The organism is Planomonospora sp. ID82291, assembly GCF_015711645.1.
GTDB lineage: Bacteria > Actinomycetota > Actinomycetes > Streptosporangiales > Streptosporangiaceae > Planomonospora.
On record NZ_JABTEX010000001.1, the window covers coordinates 1,740,885 to 1,759,146 of the forward strand.

The window sequence follows — 18,262 nt, forward strand, 5'->3', positions numbered from 1 at the left end:
CGGGTCAGGCGTTCCTGAACGCCGCGGCGGCGGCCAGGAAGGTGTCGTTGGCCTCCGGGGCGCCGATGGAGACCCGCGCGCCCTCGCCCTCGAAGGGGCGCACGGCCACGCCCTCGGCCGCGCACGCCCGCGCGAAGTCGAGCGTGCGCCCGCCCAGCCGGAGCCAGACGAAGTTGGCCTCGGTGAGGGGCACCGTCCAGCCCTGCGCAAGGAGCTCCTCGCGGACGCGGGTGCGCTCCTTCACCACCGCGTCGACCCGCTCCAGCAGTTCGTCCTCGGCCGCCAGGGACGCGACGGCGGCGGCCTGGGCGAGGTGGTTGACCGCGAAGGGCACCGTCGTCTTGCGCACGGCGGCCGCCACCGGCTCGTTCGCGATCAGGTAGCCCACCCGCAGACCCGCCAGGCCGTACGCCTTGGAGAAGGTGCGCAGCACGGCCACGTTGGGCCGCTCGCGGTAGACGGTCAGGCCGTCGGTCACGCCGGCGTCCCTGACGTACTCCCGGTAGGCCTCGTCCAGCACGACGAGCACGTCCTGCGGCACCCGGTCCAGGAACGCCGCCAGCTCGGCCGCGTGCACGACCGTGCCGGTGGGGTTGTTCGGGTTGCAGACGAAGACCATGCGGGTGGCGGGGGTGATCGCCGCGGCCATCGCCTCCAGGTCGTGGGTCTCCCCGGCCAGCGGGACCCGGACCGAGGTCGCCCCGGCCAGGTCGGCCAGGACCGGGTAGGCCTCGAAGGAGCGCCAGGCGTAGACCACCTCGGCGCCCGGCTCGCTCACGGTCGCGAAGAGCTGCTGGGCCACGGTGACCGAGCCCGCGCCGAGCGCGACGTGCTCGGGCGGCACGCCGTACCGCTCGGCGAGCGCCTCGGTGAGGGCGGTCGCCGCGGGGTCGGGATAGCGGTGGATCTCCGTCGCGGCCCGCGCGACCGCCTCGACCACCGAGGGCAGCGGGTCGTAGGGGGATTCGTTGGAGGAGAGCTTGTAGGACCGGCCGTCGGGGGAGACCACGGCCTTGCCCGGCCTGTAGGCGGGCATCGTGTCCAGGATCGCGCGGAAACGAGGCATGGCCTTACCTTATGAGGAGCGGACGGACGGGGCACCACCCTGGGAGACTGGAGGCACGAGCATGCCCGACCGGGAGGACGACATGAGCGCCGCACCGCTGTCCGAGACCGAGCTCCGCCCGGAGCCGTCGGCGTGGGACCCCCTGCCCGACTGGGTCCTCCCGCCGCAGTCCGGCTTCACCGCCGACGACCTGGACCGGCTTCCCGGGATCCCTCCGCACACCGAGCTCATCGATGGCACTCTCGTCTTCGTGAGCCCCCAGACCAATTTCCACATGTCGACGCTCTTCCTCCTGGAGAGCGGCCTGCGGCGCGCGGTCCCCCGCGATCTGGCGGTCCGCCGAGAGATGACCGTGACGCTGGGCAGGCGGCAGCGGCCCGAGCCCGACCTCCTGGTCGTGCGCGCCGACGCCGTCCGGGGGGCGCGGCAGACCACCTATGAACCGCAGGACGTCGTGCTCGCCGTCGAGGTCGTCTCCGCCGAGTCGGAGATCCGCGACCGCGAGCGCAAGCCCCGGCTCTACGCCGAGAGCGGCATCCCCCACTTCTGGCTGGTGGAGAACGACGGCGACCGGCCCGTGGTGCACGTCTACGAGCTGGACGCCGCGACCAGGAGCTACGTCGCCACCGGGATCCACCGCGGCAGGCTCAAGCTCGACGCGCCCTTCGCCCTCGACATCGACCTGACGGAGATCGACGGGTTCTGAGCGGACCGCCCTTCAGTCCTTGAGCGAGCGGAGCATCGGCGGGTGGAGGTTCTCCGCCGGGCCCCGGCGGTAGAGCTTGGCGGGGCGTCCGCCGTCGCGGGTGGTGGTCCGGCCGGTGGGGATGAGGAACCCCTCGGCCTTGGTGACCTTGCGGTGGAAGTTGCGCGGGTCCAGCGGCCGGCCCCAGACGATCTCGTAGACCCGGCGCAGGTCCGCGACGGTGAACTCCGGCGGGCAGAAGGCCGCCCCCAGCGAGCTGTACTCCAGCTTGGCGCGGGCCCGCTCGACGCCGTCCACCATGATGCGCCGGTGGTCGAAGGCCATCGAAGTCAGGGCCGCGACCGGCTGCCAGCTCATGTGCGCCTCGGTGGAGGCCGGCAGGTCGGGGGCGAGCCCGAGGTAGGCGACGCTCAGCACCCGCTGGCGGGGGTCGCGGTCGGGGTAGCCGTAGGTCTGCAGCTGCTCCAGGTGGACCGGGGCGCCCGGCAGGCCGGCCCGTTCGGCCAGGACGCGCGCCGCGGCGGCGGGCAGGTCCTCGTCGAGCTGGATGAACCCGCCCGACAGCGCCCAGTGCCCCTCGTAGGGAGGTCTGTCCCGGCGCCAGACGAGCGCGCTCAGCGCCTGGCAGCGCACCGTGAGCACGACCAGGTCCACGCTGACGGGAATGCGGGGCACCACCACGGCAGGCACGTTACACCGCTCAGACATCGATGCGGACGTGCAGCGGCTCGGCGGCCCGCCTCCCGTCGGGGGCCGCCACCTCGATCCGCACCCACGTGTCGGCGGGCACCTGCGTCCAGTCGAACGGCACCCAGGCGGTCATCAGCCGGGCGGGGGTGTCGGGGGGCGGCTCCGACAGGTCCACCCCGGCGATCTCGACGGTCCTGGGGGCGTCCTGCCCCTCCCAGGTGAGCGTCGCCGTCCCGCCCGTCACCAGGTCGTACCCCCGGATCTCGATGCCGTCGCGGATGTCCCGCCCCGCCCGGACGGCGTCCACCGGGATCGGCCGGCCCGCGTCGGCGGCGACCTCCTCCGCCAGCGACGGCGAGCCGCAGGTGAAGAAGTCGCTCCACATGTAGGAGACGACCTTGGAGACGTAGCGGCCGACCTGCGTGACGGCCTGGTCCAGGCGGTCCTTGCCGGTGCGTCCGCGGGTGCCGGTCCGGGTGCCGCACGCCTCGGTCCCGGACGGCTCGAACGCCTCCACGTTGGCCCAGAGCTGCACGTCGTGGCCCTGCTCGACCATCCGCGCCCGCGCCGCGGCCATCTCCCGGTAGTAGTCTCGGGTCGAGCCGTGGTAGGCCTCGCCGTTGGTGCTCTCGCCGACCACCGGGCGGAGCCGCTCGTCCACCGGTTCGTCCCGCTCGTCCGGCCAGAACAGCCCGACCTTGCCGGTCCCCCGGCTGTCCTGCGGCGCGATGATCCCCACGCCGGTCCTGGCCATGGCCTCGAAGCCCGCCGCCACCTCCTTGGGCGTGGCGCTGAACCTCTTCTCCTTGCGCGCCTCCAGGTAGGGGCTGACCAGGACGGGCCTGTCCGGCATCACCTGCTCCACGATCCGGTGCTGGGAGGCGTAGACCCTGAGCGTCGGATGGTCCTCCTCCGCGTCCTCGGCGCCCTCCGGCGCGCCCGTGTAGGACATGTCCCGCATCTGGAGCTCGAACGGCTGGTAGAACCCGCCGAGCGAGGCCCGGCCGGCGAAGCGGTCGCCGTAGTCCTGCAGGATGCGCCGGGTGAGCGTGGTGAGCGTGTCGATGCCCCGCTCCGAGGCCCGGGTGGCCTGCACCGGGTCCCGCGGGGCGAGCGGCAGGGCCGGGAAGACCTTCACGCCGAACCGGTCCCCCAGGTCGAGCAGTTCGGTGAGGCTGTCCTGGTGCGCCGCGGCGACCAGGATCACGTGGTAGCCGCGGCCCCGGGCGGAGAGGTTCCCGCAGCTGCCGTCGTCGCTGCCGTCGTCGGGCGCGACGATCCGGTAGAACACCTGCCGGCCCACATCGATCTTCTTCTCGACCTCGGGGCAGCGGAACAGCTTCGGGCCGAACGCCTCGTCGGTCCGGTAGACGAACGTCCAGCTCACCCGGTTGCCCGGGTTCAGCGCCCGCAGGTCGCGCTCGGCCGCGGCCACGCACGACAGCCCGTCCTCCACGCACCGCTCGTAGCGGGGGTCGACCGCCCCCGCGGAGTCCAGGACCCGGCCGTCGCCGTCGGTGCGGCGGGCCTGCAGGCCCCAGCCGATCCGGATCACGGTGTCGCCGCCGACCCCGTGGATGGCGGCGAACTGGCTGCGCCAGGTGCAGTGGTCGGTCGTCGGGATGAGCCAGTACCCGGTCACCGCGTACGGCGTGCGCATCGCGGTGTCGAACGTTCCACACGGGTCCGTGAAGGGGGCGGCGGAGGGCGTCGGGGAGGCGGACGGCGCGGGCGCGGACGACGTCGCCGAGGCGGCCCGCGATCCGTCGCCGGCCGGGCCGCCGGGGCCTGCGGGGTCGCCGGACCGCAGGACGATCACGACCGCCGCCACCGCCGCGAGGATCGCCACGCCGAGGAGAGCCGTGAGCCAGCGCACGTTCAGGACACTACCGTTCTCGCGATCAAACGGGCATAAGCGGCGCCGGAGAACTCAGTGCTCGACTCCCGCCCAGGCTTCCAGCTGGGTGACGAAACGGCGGGCCGAGTTCGGCCAGTGGTGGTTCGCACGGGCCGCCGCATACCCCCGGGCGCCCTGGGCATGCCGTTCCCGCACGTCGTCCCGGAGCGTGAGGACGGCCTGCGCCACGGCCTGGGGGTCCTGCCAGGGCACGACCATGCCGCTGCCGTAGCGTTCGACCAGTTCCACCGCGCGCGGCGACGGAGTCGTGATCACCGGGATCCCGTGGGCCATGTACTCCACGATCTTCGTGGGCATGGAGTGCCGGTAGTTGGGCTCGTCCCGCAGCAGCGAGAGGCCGGCCAGCGCGCCGTCGAGCCGCTTGAGCGCCTCGTCGTTCGGCATGAAGTCGCGCCACTCCAGCACCCCCTCGGTCACGGCCTGGTTCAGCACCGGCCGCGACTGCGGGTCGGCGTAGCCGATCAGCTCGACCGCCACCCGGTGCGGCCGGAGCAGCCGGGCCACCTCGATGGCCTCCTTCACGCCCCGGGCCTCCGACAGCCAGCCGAGGTAGACGATCCGGTCGTCGCCCGGCGGGGTCACGTCGTCCGGCACCCAGGTCTCGTTCGGCACCACCAGGTGGGCCTGGCCGAACCGCCCGGCGTAGGCCGTCTCGGCGAGGAGCAGGTGCAGGTGGCGCTCGGCGGTGCCCTCCAGGAGGCGGGCCAGGAAGCGCACCGGCGGGCGCAGGAAGGCCGGCAGCCAGGGCTTGAGCGACAGGGTCGCCGGGGTGTCCTCGTGGACGTCCCAGACCACCGGCGGGCGCCTGCGGACCCCGGCGACCGCGAACAGCAGCTCGGGGTCGTGGATGATCGCCAGGTCGACCTGGTCGCGCATGCGCTTGAACACCTTGCGGGCGGCGCGCACCGCGGACAGCCGCCGACGCTCCGCCGCCCGGGGGAGGTCGACGCCGTTCACCCAGGACCGGGCCATGACCCCCCGGGCGGTGTACGGCGCGGCATACGTGACCTCATGACCGGCGTCCACGAGCGCCCGGATCTGCCGGTGCAGGATCCGGGCGTCCTCGGGGTGATGTACCACCGTCATGACGAGCACGTGCACTGCGCGCAGCCCCTTCGTGCCTAGAGCCGCTCGACGCGTTCACCCTCGGCGAGCACGCCTCGGGTGTCGAGCACGAGCCTGCCGTGGTCTTCGACGATCGCCAGGTCGAAGGCGCCGTGCTGCTGCAGCAGCAGCGTCACGTCGGCTTCGGCGACCGCCTTCGCGAGGTTCTCCTCGCGGGGCACCGGAGTGCCGTCCACCTGCCACTGCTTGACGTGCGGGTCGACGAAGACCAGCTCGGCGCCCAGTTCCAGCAGGCCGCGCGCGACCGGCAGCGCCGGGGTCTCGCGCTCGTCGGCGATGTCGGGCTTGTAGGTGACGCCGAGCAGCGCGACCTTGGAGCCGTTCACCGCCTTCTTGTGGCGGTTGAGCAGCCGCTGCACGCGGGTGACCACGTAGGACGGCATCCGCTCGTTGATCTCCTGGGCCAGCTCCACGAACCGGAACGGGTAGCCCAGCTTGCGCACGGTGTAGGACAGGTAGGACGGGTCCACCGGGATGCAGTGGCCGCCGACGCCCGGTCCGGGCAGGAACTTCTGGAAGCCGAACGGCTTGGTCGCCGCCGCCTCGATGGACTCCCAGAGGTTGATGCCGAGCTCGTCGCAGAAGATCGCCATCTCGTTGACGAGGGCGATGTTGACGTGCCGGTAGGTGTTCTCCAGGAGCTTGGCCATCTCGGCCTCGCGGGTGCCGCTGACCGGCACGACCTGCTCGATGAACTGCGCGTAGAACGCGGTCGCCACGTCGCGGCAGGCGTCGGTGTAGCCGCCGACGACCTTCGGCGTGTTGCGCAGGCCGTACTTGGGGTTGCCCGGGTCGATGCGCTCGGGCGAGAAGGCGAGGTGGAAGTCGCGGCCCGCGACGAGCCCGGAGGACTCCAGCAGGGGGCGGGCCACCTCGTCGGTGGTGCCGGGCCACGTGGTGGACTCCAGCACCACCAGGGATCCGGCGGTCAGGTTCTTGGCGACGGTCGCGGTGGCGCCCTCCACCGCGGACAGGTCGGGACGGTGGTCCTCGTCCAGCGGGGTGGGGACGCAGATGACGATGGTGCGGCTGCGGGCCAGCACGCCCTCGTCCAGTGTCGCGCGGAAGCCGCCGGCCAGCATGTGCTCGAGGTCGGCGTCGGTCAGGTCGTCGATGTAGGACCGCCCGCCGTTGAGGGCGTCCACCTTGCGGGGGTCGACCTCGTAACCGACGACGCGCAGCCCTGCTGCCGTGGCCTCCTTGGCCAGCGGCATGCCGACGTAACCCAGACCGATCACGGCCAGGTCGTAGCCGGTCACTGGGAGACCCTGGAGAGCCGGAAACAACGCTTCATGGTCGCAAAGGTTATCTCAACTCGGCACATGCCACGCCTGATGCGATTAAACGCCTCACAAACGCTCCGGACCCCCGTCATCGCCATGGACGGTCAGCCGCTGATCGTCCGGTAGAGGTCGCGGTAGGTCTCCGCGACCCGGCTCCAGGTGCGCTTGGCCGCCACCTCGGCCCGTCCCGCCTCGCCCATCAGGGCCCGCCGCGCCGGGTCGTCCCGCAGCCCGGCGACCGCGTCGGCGAACGCCTCGGGGTCGCCCGGCGGGACCAGCAGACCGGCGCCCTCCGACCCCACGAGCTCCGACAGGGCGGGCAGATCGCTGAGCACGACGGGCTTGCCGAGGGCCATCGCCTCGACGGGTTTCAATGGCGTAACGAGTCGGCAGACCCGCAGGTCCTCGCGCGGGCAGGCGAAGACGTCGATGGCCGCCTGGGCCTGCAGCGCCTCGTCCGGGCCGACCCGGCCGGGCAGGATCGCGAGGTCCCCGAGACCGAGCTCGGCGACCTGCTCCAGCAGCGCGGGGCGCTCGGCGCCGTCGCCCACGAGCAGCACCCGGACCGGGGTCCCGCGGTCGCGCAGGATCGCCGCGGCGCCGATCATGGTCCGGAAGCCCTCGTAGGCCACGATGCTGGAGACCGAGCCCATGACGATCTCGTCGTCGGCGATGCCGTGGGCGGCGCGGAAGGCCGCCCCGTCGTACTCGGCGGTCAGCAGCGCGTCGTCCACCGCGTTGGGCGCCAGGTAGATCTTCTCCCGGGGCACCCCCCGCTCGACGATCTCGGCGGCCATGGTCTCGGCGAGGGTGACCACGGCGTCGGCCGAGCGCATGATGAACGCCTCGCGGTCGCGCTGGAGCACGTGCCGCTGGCTGCCGACCCGCTTGGGGTCGCGCGAGGCCCACGTCTCCTCCAGGAAGCCCCGCACCTCGTAGACCATCGGCGTGCCGGTCCGCTCCCGCACGGCCAGCGCGACCGACCCGTTGCGGTGGTCGGTGGCGGCGTGGAGCACCTGCGGGCGGAGCGTCCTGACCAGCTCGGTCACCTCGCCGGCCCCGCGGATCATCCGCCCCCGGCTCTCGAACGGCACCTCGCCGCTGGGCAGCAGCCGGTGGTAGGGGATCCCGTCGATCTCCTCGTACGGCGTCGCGTCGGCGTGGCCCTGCATCATCGGCCAGCCCCAGCTGGTGACGACGTGCGGATCGAGGCCCGCCTCCTTCTGGGCGGTGACGATCCGGTGCGTGCGCACGGTGTAGCCCGCCTGGGTGTACGGCAGGGCGTTGGTGACGCAGTGCAGCACCCGGCCCTCGACCCGCTCGCCCACGATCACCTTGGACTTGGGCGGGATCGGGTTCGACTGGATGGCGGCCAGCTCGCCGGCGTAGTAGGCGGCCCGGCGCTTGATGAAGGGGTACTTGGCGTGGCCCTCCAGCACCGCGACGGCCTCGGTCATCCGGCCCGCGTCGAAGTGCTCCTTCGCCTCGTTCCAGGGCCCCCGGACCACGCGCATGCCGAGCTTGCGCACGGCGACCCGGGCGCGCCGGGCCAGCGGCCAGGCGACCCGGCCCACGACGGGGCGCAGGCTCGGCGGGAGGGTCTCCGCGGCGGCCTGGGCGACGCGCACGGGGTCACTCTTGACCTTGGTCGCGACGACTCGGGAAACGATGATCGGATGCTGGGCGAACCCTTTGAGAAGTCCGCGCAGACCGGCGCGCGCCGACTTCGCGGAAACCGTCGAGGGTGCCGAGGACTCCGGCCGACTGGCGTCAGGTACCACGGTCGTGACCGTACCATAGGCAACGTTTGCCCCACTCCCCTATGAAAGGCGAGGTCAATGAGGGACTCTGCCCCTTCGCAGGCGGCTCCGGCCGGCGAGAAGGCCCCCGAGACGGCCCCTGAGGAGGCCCCTGAGGAGGTCGCGGAGACGGCGTCCCGGGAGATCTCGGAGGCGGTCGCGGAGACGGCGTCCGGCGGCCCCCTCGTCCTGCACGTGCTGGGCGCCCGCCCCAACTTCGTCAAGGCCGCTCCCGTCGTGCGCGCGCTGGACGGGCTGGGAGTGCGCCAGGGCATCGTCCACACCGGTCAGCACTACGACGCGCTGATGTCCGACGTGTTCTTCGCCGACCTCGGCCTGCCCGAGCCGGTCGCGAACCTGGGCGTCGGGTCCGGCTCGCACGCCCGCCAGACGGCGGCCCTGCTCACCGGCCTGGAGGAGGTCGTGCTGGAGCACGCCCCCGCGCTGGTCGTCGTCTACGGCGACGTGAACTCCACCCTGGCGGCCATCCTGGTCTGCGCCAAGCTGCAGATCCCGACCGCGCACGTCGAGGCGGGCCTGCGCTCCTTCGACCGCGGCATGCCCGAGGAGGTCAACCGGGTCGTCACCGACGCCCTGTCCGACATCCTCTTCGCCACCTCGCCGGACGCGCTGTCGCACCTGGCGAACGAGGGCGTGGACCCGTCCCGCGTCCACCTCGTCGGCAACCCGATGATCGACAGCCTCTTCTCCGCGCTCGACCGCCTCGACCCGGCGCCGGTCCGCGCGCGGCTCGGCCTGCCCGAGCGGTACGGCGTGGCCACCCTGCACCGGCCCGCCAACGTCGACGACCCGGCCGCCGCCAAGGAGCTGGTCGACGCCGTCCTGCGGGTGAGCGAGCGGCTGCCGATCATGGTCCCGATCCACCCGCGCGGGCGCGAGCGCCTGGCCGCGGCGGGGCTGGTGACCGGCGGCGGGCTGACGATCGTCGACCCGCTGGGCTACGTGGACTTCCTCTCCCTGGTGCGGGGCGCGTCCCTGGTCGTCACCGACTCGGGCGGCGTGCAGGAGGAGACGACCATGCTCGGCGTGCCCTGCCTGACCGTCCGGCCCAACACCGAGCGGCCGGTCACCGTCACCCACGGCACCAACCGCCTGGTCACCCCGGAGCGGCTCCCGGCCGCCGCCGACCGGGCCCTGGCCGACGGCGCGGCGACCCCCTCGGGCGAGCTGCCCCCGCTCTGGGACGGCGCGGCGGGCCCCCGCATCGCCCGGGTGATCGTCTCCTGGCTGAGGGGGGAGAACCTCTCCCCGGCGGCGCAGGCCGTACCGCCCAAATCCCGTTAAAAGCACCGTTCCGGTACGGCTGACGCCGTACCCTGGCACGACCCCGGACGAAGGCGACGCCCATGAGCTCCACCTCCCCCCTGAGTGACGAGACCCCCGACGAGCCGAGGTTCCAGCGGCTGGGACCGGTCAACTGGCTGCCCGAGGAGCGCAAGGTCATCGAGCGCTTCGAGGAGCGGGTGCGGGACCTGGAGCGGCGCCTGGCCATCGCGGAGGCGCGCGCGGACTACGCCCAGTGGAAGCTGGAGTCCACCCGGGTCCAGCGGCCGTACCGGGTGGCCGAGGCGCTGACCGCGGCCAAGGGTCCGGGGGTGGTGCGGCTGCCGGGCAAGCTCCGCACGGCGCTCAAGCCGCGCAAGGGGCCCGCGGCGCCGCGCCCGGTGGCCGAGGTGGTCGCCGAGCTGGACGAGCGCGGGCCCGCGGTGGACGTGCCGGTGGTGAAGTGGCCCGCCGGACCGGTCGTCCGGCCGGACCTGAAGGTCGCGGTCATCCTCGACGACTTCTCCCGGATGGCGTTCCGGTACGAGTGGGACCAGATCGAGTTCGGGCTGCGCGACTGGCCGGAGGTCTTCGCCGAGCGGCGGCCCGAGATCCTGTTCGTGGAGTCGGCCTGGCACGGCAACCAGGGGCGCTGGCGCTACCAGATGACCGGGACGAACGCCCCCAAGCCGGAGCTGCGCGCGCTGATCGACTGGTGCCGCGCGGAGGGGATCCCGACGGTCTTCTGGAACAAGGAGGACCCGCCGAACTTCGACTTCTTCATCGACACGGCCAAGCTGTTCGACCACGTGTTCACGTGTGACGGCGACATGGTGCCGAAATATCGCGAAATCCTGGGACATGACCGGGTGGACGTGCTGCAGTTCGCGGCGCAGCCGCGGGTGCACAACCCGATCCAGGACAAGCAGGGCCGGATCCACGACGTGGTCTTCGCCGGCATGTACTTCCGGGACAAGCACCCCGAGCGCCGCGAGCAGATGGAGACCGTGCTCGACCCGATCCGCGAGCTGGGCCTGCACATCTTCGCCCGCAACGGGACCGTGGACGAGAAGTACGCCTGGCCGGAGAAGTACGTCCCGCACATCGTGGGCGAGCTGCCGTACGACCGGATGCTGGCCGCGTACAAGATGTACAAGGTCTTCCTCAACGTGAACTCGGTGCTCGACTCGCCGACCATGTGCGCCCGCCGGGTCTTCGAGCTGTCCGCCTGCTCCACGCCGGTGGTGACCGGCTGGTCCCGGGCGATCGAGGAGACGTTCGGCTCGCTGGTGCCGATCGCGCACGACCCGCTGGAGTCCTACAACACGGTCCTGCACCTGCTCAACAGCCCGGAGCTGCGCGCCCGCCAGGGCCACCTGGCCATGCGCGAGGTCTTCGACAAGCACCTGTTCTCGCACCGCGTCGACCAGATCCTCGGCTTCCTCGGCCGGCCCGTCGCGCCCCGGACCCGCTCGGTCTCGGTGGTGCTGCCGACCAACCGGGCCGCCCAGATCGAGCACGCCATCTCCTCGGTGGCCAAACAGGTCCACCGCCCGCTGCAGCTGGTGATGGTCCTGCACGGCCTGGACATCGACCCGGTCGTGGTCGCCGACAAGGCCCGCATGGCGGGGATCACCGACGTCGTGGTGCTGGCCGCCGACCCGTCGATGTCGCTGGGCGCCTGCATGAACATGGGCATCGCCGCGGCCGAGGGCGAGCTGGTCGCCAAGATGGACGACGACAACCTGTACGGCGAGCACTACCTGTCGGACCTGGTCCGCGCCTTCGACTACTCCGATGCGGAACTGGTGGGCAAGGGCGCGCACTACGCCTACTTCGAGTCCACCAACACCACGATGCTGCGCATGCCGGGCCTGGAGCACCGCTACGCCTGGCTGGTGCAGGGCGGCACCTTCCTCGGCAGGACCGACATGTTCCGCCACTACGCCTTCGAGGACGTGACCCGGGGCGAGGACACCCGGCTGGTCAAGCGGCTCCGTGAGGACCGGGTCAAGATCTACTCCGCCGACCGGTTCAACTTCGTCTACTGGCGCAGCGGCGACCCGGCCATGCACACCTGGCAGCCCGACGACCACAAGCTCACCCGCGGCGCCCAGTTCTCCTTCGTCGGCCGCCCCGACGACCACGTCATGATCTGACCTCATCCTTCCGGGTCCCTTGGTCGTGCGGGTCCCGTTCATACGATGCCGGTGCGCACGGAGGCGGGCCGGTGGTCCGTGGTGGCTCATGCCGGTGCGCACGGAGGCGGGCCGGTGGTCCTGCCGGCCGTCTCAGTCGGGCTCCGGTGGTTCCGGCCTCCGGCCGGGCTCGGGCGCGCGGGGTTCGGTGCTTTATACGCCGGCAGGACCACCGGCCCGCCTCCGTACATCCCTGCGCCGCCGTACCGATGCGGGCCGTAGCGTCTTGCTCTCCGGCCGCCCGGCGTCTCCGCCGACGCTGAAGCGATCCGTGCATGGCCGTTCAGGGCGGCTCGCCGTCGCCTGCGGCCATCTGCGTCAGGAAGGAGCTCAGGGCCGGGCGCCGTAGAGCGTCCCGTCGAGGACGCTGACATGTACACGGACCGCATATCGCAGGGAACGCTGGAGTGATCTCCCTGACGGGATGGGCCGTCGTGGCCGTCCACGTTCCAGGTCCCGCCGTACAGCCTCCAGGCGGATGATCAGAGCATCCCCTCCCCGTGGGTCCCGGCCACGGTGAACAGCCCTTCGAGCACCTGGGCGACTCCATCCTCGTTGTTGGATGGTGCGCGGTGCTCCACGGCGGCGAGCACGGCCGGGTGGGCGTTGGCCATCGCATAGGCCGTTCCGGCCCATTCGAGGATCGGGAGGTCGTTCGGCATGTCGCCGAATGCCCACACCTCGGCGGGGGTCACTCCTCTGAGGGCGCAGATCCCCGCGAGTGTCGCGGCCTTGGTGACACCGGAGGCGCTGATCTCCAGCAGTCCTCTTCCGCCCGAATGCGTGACCTCCGCCTCCCCTGCCACCGCCTGACGGGCGACCTCCCACATCACGTGGGCGTCCTGAGCTCCCGACCAGGCCAGCAGCTTGACGATGGGCGCGGCCTCCCGCAGGACGTCCTCCAGGGTCGGCACCCTCGTCTGGACCTCGCCGTGCGCGTCCCGGCCATCGTGATAAGCGACCTCACAGATCACGTGACGACCCGTCTCCACCGCGAAGGTGAGGCCCGACAGCACCGCCTGCAGGGCGACCACCAGTTTCCGCGCCCCGTCCAGGGCGAGAGCGTTCACAGCGGTGGCCCGGCGCTCGGCGACGTCGTAGACGATCGCGCCGTTGCTGCACACAGCGGTCCCGACGCAGCCGACCGCCTCCGCGATGGCGTCCACGTACCGGGGCGGGCGAGCCGTCACGAATACGACCTCGATCCCCATGTCCTGGGCGGCGAGGAGCGCCCGACGCATGCGCTCCGACACCGTTCCACCGCTGCGGAGGAGCGTGCCGTCGAGATCGGTCGCGATCATGCGGGGGATCATCATGATCATGATTATCCGCCAGGATCCCCGGCCACCGGCTGGACACCCGCCGCCGTCCGCGTCTCCCCCTGCGCCGTCCCGTTCATCGATCTTTCAGATACCGCGGAATAGAACGATCGGATCACGCGATACATGCAAGATCGATGCAGCGGATTCCGGGCGCCCACCACCCCTCCAGGCGTGAGACTCCCCGAGTGCCGCGCCGTCCTCGCATCCCCGAAGAGCTCCGCACCGGTCCGTTCCGGGGAACGCGGGCCGTACGCGCCGGGCTGCTCACCCCCAGTGAGCTGCGCAACCCTTGCTGGATCAGGATCTATCGTGACATCTACGTCCACGACAGTGTTCGAGATCTCGGAGTGGAAGGCGGCCCGCTCCTTCTCCGGCATGGCCCCATCGTCGGCGGTGTCCCGGGGGTGGACGGGGGCGAAGACCTCGTGCGGGGTGCCGCCGCTGACGAGCACGCCCGCCTCGGGGTCCGTGATCAGCCTGTGGTCGCGCGGGAGGACCACCGTCCAGCAGGAGGCCACCCGCAACCATGCACCCTCCTGCAGGAGCCGCCGGTAGCGGGAGAAGGTCTCGGTGAAGGCCGACTGCTCGCCACTCATGACAGACATCCCGGCAGAGGGAGGGGGAAGTGATGATCATCCCATCCCCGCAGAGCGGCCGGATCCGGGCATCCATGCTCCCCAGCCGTCCATGGGGCCGGAGCACGCGCGGCCCCGTGCGGGGATCCGGTGGCAGGTCGGCCAGGTCTCCGCTGCGGGAAACACGCACTCCGTCTCAGACGGCCTTGAGGAAGCCGCCGTCGACGGCGAACTCCGCGCCGGTCGTGCTGGCCGAACGGGGGGAGGCCAGCAGGGCGACCACGTCGGCGATCTCCTGGGGGTCGACCAGGCGCCCGGTGGTCAGGCTCATCATCTGCGGCGCCACGGTCGTGATCACGTTCTCCCGGTCGGTGCCCGCCTGGCCGGCGATGATGTCGGCCGCGCCGCCCTCCTCGGTCCACCAGGCCGTGAGGACCGGGCCCGGCGAGACCGTGTTCACCCGGATGCCCTGCGGGCCGTACTCCTCCGAGAGCGCCTTGGTGAGGGTGTTCATCCCGGCCTTGGCCGCGTTGTAGTCGACGTTCATCGGGGCGGGCTGCCGGGCCAGGACCGAGGAGACGTTGACGATCGCGCCGCCGCCCCGGCCGAGCATCGCCGGGAGGGCGGCCCGGATCGCGCGGACGGCGGAGAAGAGGTTGAACTCGAACATCTCCCGCCAGTCGGCGTCGGTGGGGGTCAGGAATCCGAAGCGCGGCAGTTTCGCGCCGGGCGGCGGGCCCCCGGCGTTGTTCACCAGGACGTCCAGCCCGCCGAACTCCTCCACGGCGCGCGCCACGACCCGGCCGGGGGCCTCGGGGTCCGTCAGGTCGACCGGGACGTGCACCAGGTCCGCCCCGGCCAGCGCGTCCAGTCCGGCGCTGCCCTTGCGGGAGGCCGCGACCACGCGGGCGCCCTCCTCCAGGAGGGTGCGCGCGACGGCCAGCCCGATGCCCTTGGACGCCCCGGTGACGACGGCGACGCGGCCGGAAAGGTGCAGATCCATCAGATTCTCCTTCGTTCGCCTTGCGGCCCGTTGGGGCCGTGACCACGAAGGTATTCCGATCACCTGGTGGACGACCTGCGGCGATCGGACGTGCAACTCCGGCGGAATCCGGACATCGCGGCAGGTCATCCGGGTGCTTGTCTTTATCCGATTGAGAATTTCTCCTCATGAGATTAACTTGCCGTCGAAGAGATGCCGACGAGCCGGAGGAGACGATGACGATGAGAAGAGACGGGCGCCGGGCGCTGGCCGCCGAGACGGTGGAGATCCTGGAGCGTGGCTGGTACGCCGGGGAGTCGGGGCACCGGGTCTCCCTCGCCGATCGGCTCGCCGCCGCCGTCGCCGGCACGCGGCTGTGGACGCCCGACGAGTTGACCGGGCTGCTGGCGGCGCACGGGGAACGGTCCGGCGGCCGGGCAGCGGTGCGGTCCGACCGACCAGGCCGGGTGGAGGTCGTCAACGAGACGTCCCTGTCCGCCGCCCGACGGCTGGTGGACGACGGCGGCGACCCGGTGGGCTGCCTCAACTTCGCCTCGGCGAAGAACCCCGGCGGCGGGTTCCTGAACGGCTCCGAGGCCCAGGAGGAGAGCCTGGCCCGCTCCTCGGGGCTGTACCACTGCCTGGCCGGGGTGCCGGACTTCTACGCCTTCCACCGGGCCCAGGGCGACCCGCTCTACAGCCACCGCGCGGTCTTCTCGCCCGCCGTCCCGGTCTTCCGGGACGATCACGGCGGACTGCTCGCGGAGCCGTACCCCGTCTCCTTCGTGACCGCCGCCGCGCCGAACGCGGGCGCCCTGCGCGGGGACGGCCCGCGGCTGGAGCGCCTCCCCGAGGTCCTGTCCGAACGGGCGGCGCGGGTCCTCGCCCTCTTCGCCGCGTCGGGGGTGCGCAGGATCGTGCTGGGCGCCTGGGGCTGCGGGGTGTTCCGCAACCCGCCCGAGCTGGTGGCCTCCGTCTTCGCCGGGCACCTCGGCCCCCGGGGCGCCTTCGGGGGGGCGTTCGACCGGGTGGTCTTCGCCGTACTCGACCGCTCTCCCGGCACGCCGACGTACGACGCCTTCGCCCGGACGTTCTGAACTTCTCACGTACCCGGATCCACCGCAGCGGACCCTGGCCCGGCGCAATCTCGTTGATGTTGTCGATATGGCTGCATCAGATGGCCTGATGCAGCCATATCGACAACATCAACGAGTGGCCTGGCGCTCCCGGCGGGGTTCCCCGCGGCGCTCAGCCCTGAGCTCCTTTCCGACAGGGTGGCTTCAGCTACGGCGAGCCGCCCTGAACCGGCCCCGGACGGATCGCTTCAGCGTCGGCGGGGACGCCGGGCGGCCGGAGAGCAAGACGCTACGGCCCGCATCGGTACGGCGGAGCAGCGGTGCACGGAGGCGGGCCGGTGGTCCTGCCGGCGTATAAAGCACCGAACCCCGCGCAAACGAGAACCGACCAAACCCTTCCGAACCACGAAACCCGGCCGAACCACAAGGATCCGGCCGGGTGATCGGGGTCAGGAGACGGGGTCGGGGTTCTTCGGGGGGACGGGGGTGCCGTTCGCGGCGGTGACGGCCCCACTGGGGGCGGGGGCGCCGCCGGCCAGGAGGGTGCGGGCCAGGCCGAGTCCGGTGCCGCCGAGGGTCAGCGCCTTGGCGAGCATCTCCTCGATGCCCTGGGCGCCGTTCAGCACGACCATGTGGTCCACGTTGCCGAAGGCCTTCGCGCCGGACTCGACGATCTTCGGCCAGTTCTCGGCGAGCTGCTGGGCGATGACCGCCTCCTGGTTCTCGGCCAGGGCCTCGGAGCGGGCGCGGATCGCCTCGGCCTCCGCCAGGCCCTTGGCCCTGGCCGCCTCGGCCTCCGCCAGACCCTGGGCCTTGGCCGCCTCCGCGGCGGCCAGACCGCGGGCCTTGGCTGCCTCCGCCTCGCCGAGGCCGGTGGCCTTGGTCGCCGCGGCCGAGGCCTCACCGCGCAGCCGTACCGACTCCGCCTCGGCCGCGGCCGCCTGCTTGACCTGCGAGGCCTGCGCCGCGGCGCGCAGCTCGGTCTCGCGGGCCTCGGCCTCGGCCTGCGCGATGCGGGCGTCGCGCTCGGCCTGGGAGAGCTTCACCGTCTCGTAGGCCTTCGCGTCGGCGGGCTTGCGGACCTGCGCCTGGAGCCGCTGCTCGGCCAGGTCCGCCTCCAGCTCGGCGGCCCGGGTCTCCTGGACCACGACCTCCTGGCGGGCCGAGGCCTCCGAGAGGGGACCGGCCTGGCGGGAGCGGGCCTGGGCCTGGTCGATCTCCGCCTGGTAGGAGGCCTGCTTGATCTGCGCGTCGCGCCAGGCGGCGGCCTTGTTGGCGGCGGCGATCTGCTCGGCCTCGGTGGCCTCCTGGTCGCGCTGGGCCTCGGCGATGCGGGCGGAGGCGGCGATCTTGGCGGCGTGCGGCTTGCCGAGGTTGGTGATGTAGCCGGTCTCGTCGTCGATCTCCTGGATCTGCAGGGAGTCGACGATCAGGCCCAGCTTGATCATCTCGTCGGCGGCCGAGGCGCGGGTCTCGCCGGTCAGCCGCTCGCGGTTGAGGATGAGGTCCTCGACGGTCAGGTTGCCGATGATCGAGCGCAGGTGGCCGGTGAACAGCTCGTGGATCGCGCCGTTCATGGAGTCCTGCTGGTCGAGGAAGCGGCGGGCGGCGTTCGCGATGGAGTGCAGGTCGTCGCCGACCTTGTAGATCACCACGCCCCGCACCACGACCGGGATGCCCTGCTGGGTGACGCAGGAGACCTGGAGGTTGGCGGCACGGCTGTCCAGGCGGAGCCGCCGGGCCGTCTGGAAGCCGGGGAGCACCGCGGTGCCCTTGCCGGTGACGATCTTGAATCCGAGGCTGTCGGCGAGGTCGGAGTTCCCGCGCGCGCCGAGGCCGGAGATGATCAGCGCCTCGTTGGGCTCGGCCACCCGCCAGACGGCCTTGAACAGCAGGATGAGGATGAGGAGCGCGACGAGGGCCGCGCCTCCGATGATGAGGTACTGCGCCGGCATCCGGGCCTCCGCGGTGGGAGAGAGGGTGAGGGAGGGAGAAGGAGGGGAGAGGTGGTCAGGCGAGCGCGCGGGCGACGTAGACCGTGCGCGGGGGGAAGTACTCCACGACGACGACGATCGAGCCGACGGAGATCTCCTCGTCGGGCACGGTGGGGTGCGCGTAGAACGCCTCGACGCCCCCGCGGACCGCCACCAGGACCTCCCCGACCAGGCCGGGACCGATCCTGCCGGTGACCCTGCCCTGCTTGCCGATCACACGCGGCTCCCCGTCACGTCATGGAAC

15 protein-coding genes are annotated in these 18,262 nt (G+C 72.0%); 4 read left to right on the forward strand and 11 right to left on the reverse strand.

The genetic code is table 11. The features are described from left to right. Positions 1-4: 4 nt before the first annotated feature. Positions 5-1,066 carry a histidinol-phosphate transaminase gene (hisC, locus tag HS045_RS07670; RefSeq protein WP_196450424.1) on the reverse strand — a complete coding sequence of 354 codons (1,062 nt, stop codon included), beginning with the start codon at positions 1,064-1,066 and terminating at the stop codon, positions 5-7. Positions 1,067-1,148: 82 nt separating this feature from the next. Here hisC and HS045_RS07675 point away from each other — a divergent pair, with 82 nt between their 5' ends. Further along, positions 1,149-1,772, forward strand: coding sequence for a Uma2 family endonuclease (locus HS045_RS07675; RefSeq protein WP_230883859.1), 624 nt, complete (start codon positions 1,149-1,151; stop codon positions 1,770-1,772). 12 nt (positions 1,773-1,784) lie between these two features. On the opposite strand, the gene HS045_RS07680 is transcribed toward HS045_RS07675, so the two are convergent. The 5 genes from HS045_RS07680 to HS045_RS07700 form a co-directional block, all read right to left on the reverse strand. After that, positions 1,785-2,450: an NUDIX domain-containing protein gene (locus tag HS045_RS07680; protein WP_068898346.1), complete on the reverse strand. Its 666-nt coding sequence runs from the start codon at positions 2,448-2,450 to the stop codon at positions 1,785-1,787. A gap of 22 nt (positions 2,451-2,472) precedes the next feature. Then, positions 2,473-4,338 (reverse strand): DUF4434 domain-containing protein, encoded by a 1,866-nt coding sequence (locus HS045_RS07685; RefSeq protein ID WP_196450427.1) that lies wholly within the window; start codon positions 4,336-4,338, stop codon positions 2,473-2,475. A gap of 54 nt (positions 4,339-4,392) precedes the next feature. Next, the gene (locus HS045_RS07690) at positions 4,393-5,481 is read right to left on the reverse strand and encodes a glycosyltransferase (RefSeq protein ID WP_196450428.1); all 1,089 of its coding nucleotides are present in this window, start codon (positions 5,479-5,481) and stop codon (positions 4,393-4,395) included. Between the two features lie 20 nt (positions 5,482-5,501). Further along, entirely contained in the window at positions 5,502-6,764 is a 1,263-nt protein-coding gene (locus HS045_RS07695; RefSeq protein ID WP_196450429.1) for a nucleotide sugar dehydrogenase, read from the reverse strand. 128 nt (positions 6,765-6,892) lie between these two features. Beyond that, positions 6,893-8,416, reverse strand: coding sequence for a glycosyltransferase family 4 protein (locus HS045_RS07700; protein ID WP_307827411.1), 1,524 nt, complete (start codon positions 8,414-8,416; stop codon positions 6,893-6,895). 360 nt (positions 8,417-8,776) lie between these two features. Here HS045_RS07700 and wecB point away from each other — a divergent pair, with 360 nt between their 5' ends. Both wecB and HS045_RS07710 read left to right on the forward strand, forming a co-directional pair. Beyond that, a complete protein-coding gene (gene wecB / locus HS045_RS07705) occupies positions 8,777-9,892 on the forward strand; it encodes a non-hydrolyzing UDP-N-acetylglucosamine 2-epimerase (RefSeq protein ID WP_196451099.1) in 1,116 nt (371 codons plus the stop codon). A gap of 62 nt (positions 9,893-9,954) precedes the next feature. Beyond that, positions 9,955-12,030: a glycosyltransferase gene (locus HS045_RS07710; protein ID WP_230883472.1), complete on the forward strand. Its 2,076-nt coding sequence runs from the start codon at positions 9,955-9,957 to the stop codon at positions 12,028-12,030. Between the two features lie 521 nt (positions 12,031-12,551). Here the strand turns inward: HS045_RS07710 and HS045_RS07715 are convergent. The 3 genes from HS045_RS07715 to HS045_RS07725 form a co-directional block, all read right to left on the reverse strand. After that, positions 12,552-13,385 (reverse strand): HAD family hydrolase, encoded by an 834-nt coding sequence (locus HS045_RS07715; RefSeq protein WP_196450431.1) that lies wholly within the window; start codon positions 13,383-13,385, stop codon positions 12,552-12,554. An 8-nt stretch (positions 13,386-13,393) separates the two neighbouring features. Beyond that, a complete protein-coding gene (locus tag HS045_RS07720) occupies positions 13,394-13,987 on the reverse strand; it encodes a hypothetical protein (RefSeq protein WP_196450432.1) in 594 nt (197 codons plus the stop codon). Between the two features lie 175 nt (positions 13,988-14,162). Beyond that, positions 14,163-14,969: an SDR family NAD(P)-dependent oxidoreductase gene (locus tag HS045_RS07725; protein WP_196450433.1), complete on the reverse strand. Its 807-nt coding sequence runs from the start codon at positions 14,967-14,969 to the stop codon at positions 14,163-14,165. Positions 14,970-15,184: 215 nt separating this feature from the next. On the opposite strand from HS045_RS07725, the gene HS045_RS07730 reads away from it, so the two are divergent. After that, on the forward strand, positions 15,185-16,045 hold the full coding sequence (locus tag HS045_RS07730; RefSeq protein WP_230883473.1) for a TIGR02452 family protein: 861 nt from the start codon (positions 15,185-15,187) through the stop codon (positions 16,043-16,045). Between the two features lie 428 nt (positions 16,046-16,473). On the opposite strand, the gene HS045_RS07735 is transcribed toward HS045_RS07730, so the two are convergent. Continuing rightward, positions 16,474-17,979 carry a flotillin family protein gene (locus HS045_RS07735; RefSeq protein ID WP_196450434.1) on the reverse strand — a complete coding sequence of 502 codons (1,506 nt, stop codon included), beginning with the start codon at positions 17,977-17,979 and terminating at the stop codon, positions 16,474-16,476. A 55-nt stretch (positions 17,980-18,034) separates the two neighbouring features. After that, complete coding sequence (locus HS045_RS07740; RefSeq protein ID WP_196450435.1) at positions 18,035-18,235, reverse strand: hypothetical protein; 201 nt, start codon at positions 18,233-18,235, stop codon at positions 18,035-18,037. Positions 18,236-18,262: the final 27 nt, after the last annotated feature.

What these genes read in the sequence shown, in the direction of transcription:
- hisC (WP_196450424.1), bottom strand. Translation starts at nt 1,066, where the DNA reads ATGCCTCGTTTCCGCGCGATCCTGGACACGATGCCCGCCTACAGGCCG.
- HS045_RS07675 (WP_230883859.1), top strand. Translation starts at nt 1,149, where the DNA reads ATGAGCGCCGCACCGCTGTCCGAGACCGAGCTCCGCCCGGAGCCGTCG.
- HS045_RS07710 (WP_230883472.1), top strand. Translation starts at nt 9,955, where the DNA reads ATGAGCTCCACCTCCCCCCTGAGTGACGAGACCCCCGACGAGCCGAGG.
- HS045_RS07715 (WP_196450431.1), bottom strand. Translation starts at nt 13,385, where the DNA reads ATGATGATCCCCCGCATGATCGCGACCGATCTCGACGGCACGCTCCTC.
- HS045_RS07720 (WP_196450432.1), bottom strand. Translation starts at nt 13,987, where the DNA reads ATGAGTGGCGAGCAGTCGGCCTTCACCGAGACCTTCTCCCGCTACCGG.
- HS045_RS07725 (WP_196450433.1), bottom strand. Translation starts at nt 14,969, where the DNA reads ATGGATCTGCACCTTTCCGGCCGCGTCGCCGTCGTCACCGGGGCGTCC.
- HS045_RS07730 (WP_230883473.1), top strand. Translation starts at nt 15,185, where the DNA reads ATGACGATGAGAAGAGACGGGCGCCGGGCGCTGGCCGCCGAGACGGTG.
- HS045_RS07735 (WP_196450434.1), bottom strand. Translation starts at nt 17,979, where the DNA reads ATGCCGGCGCAGTACCTCATCATCGGAGGCGCGGCCCTCGTCGCGCTC.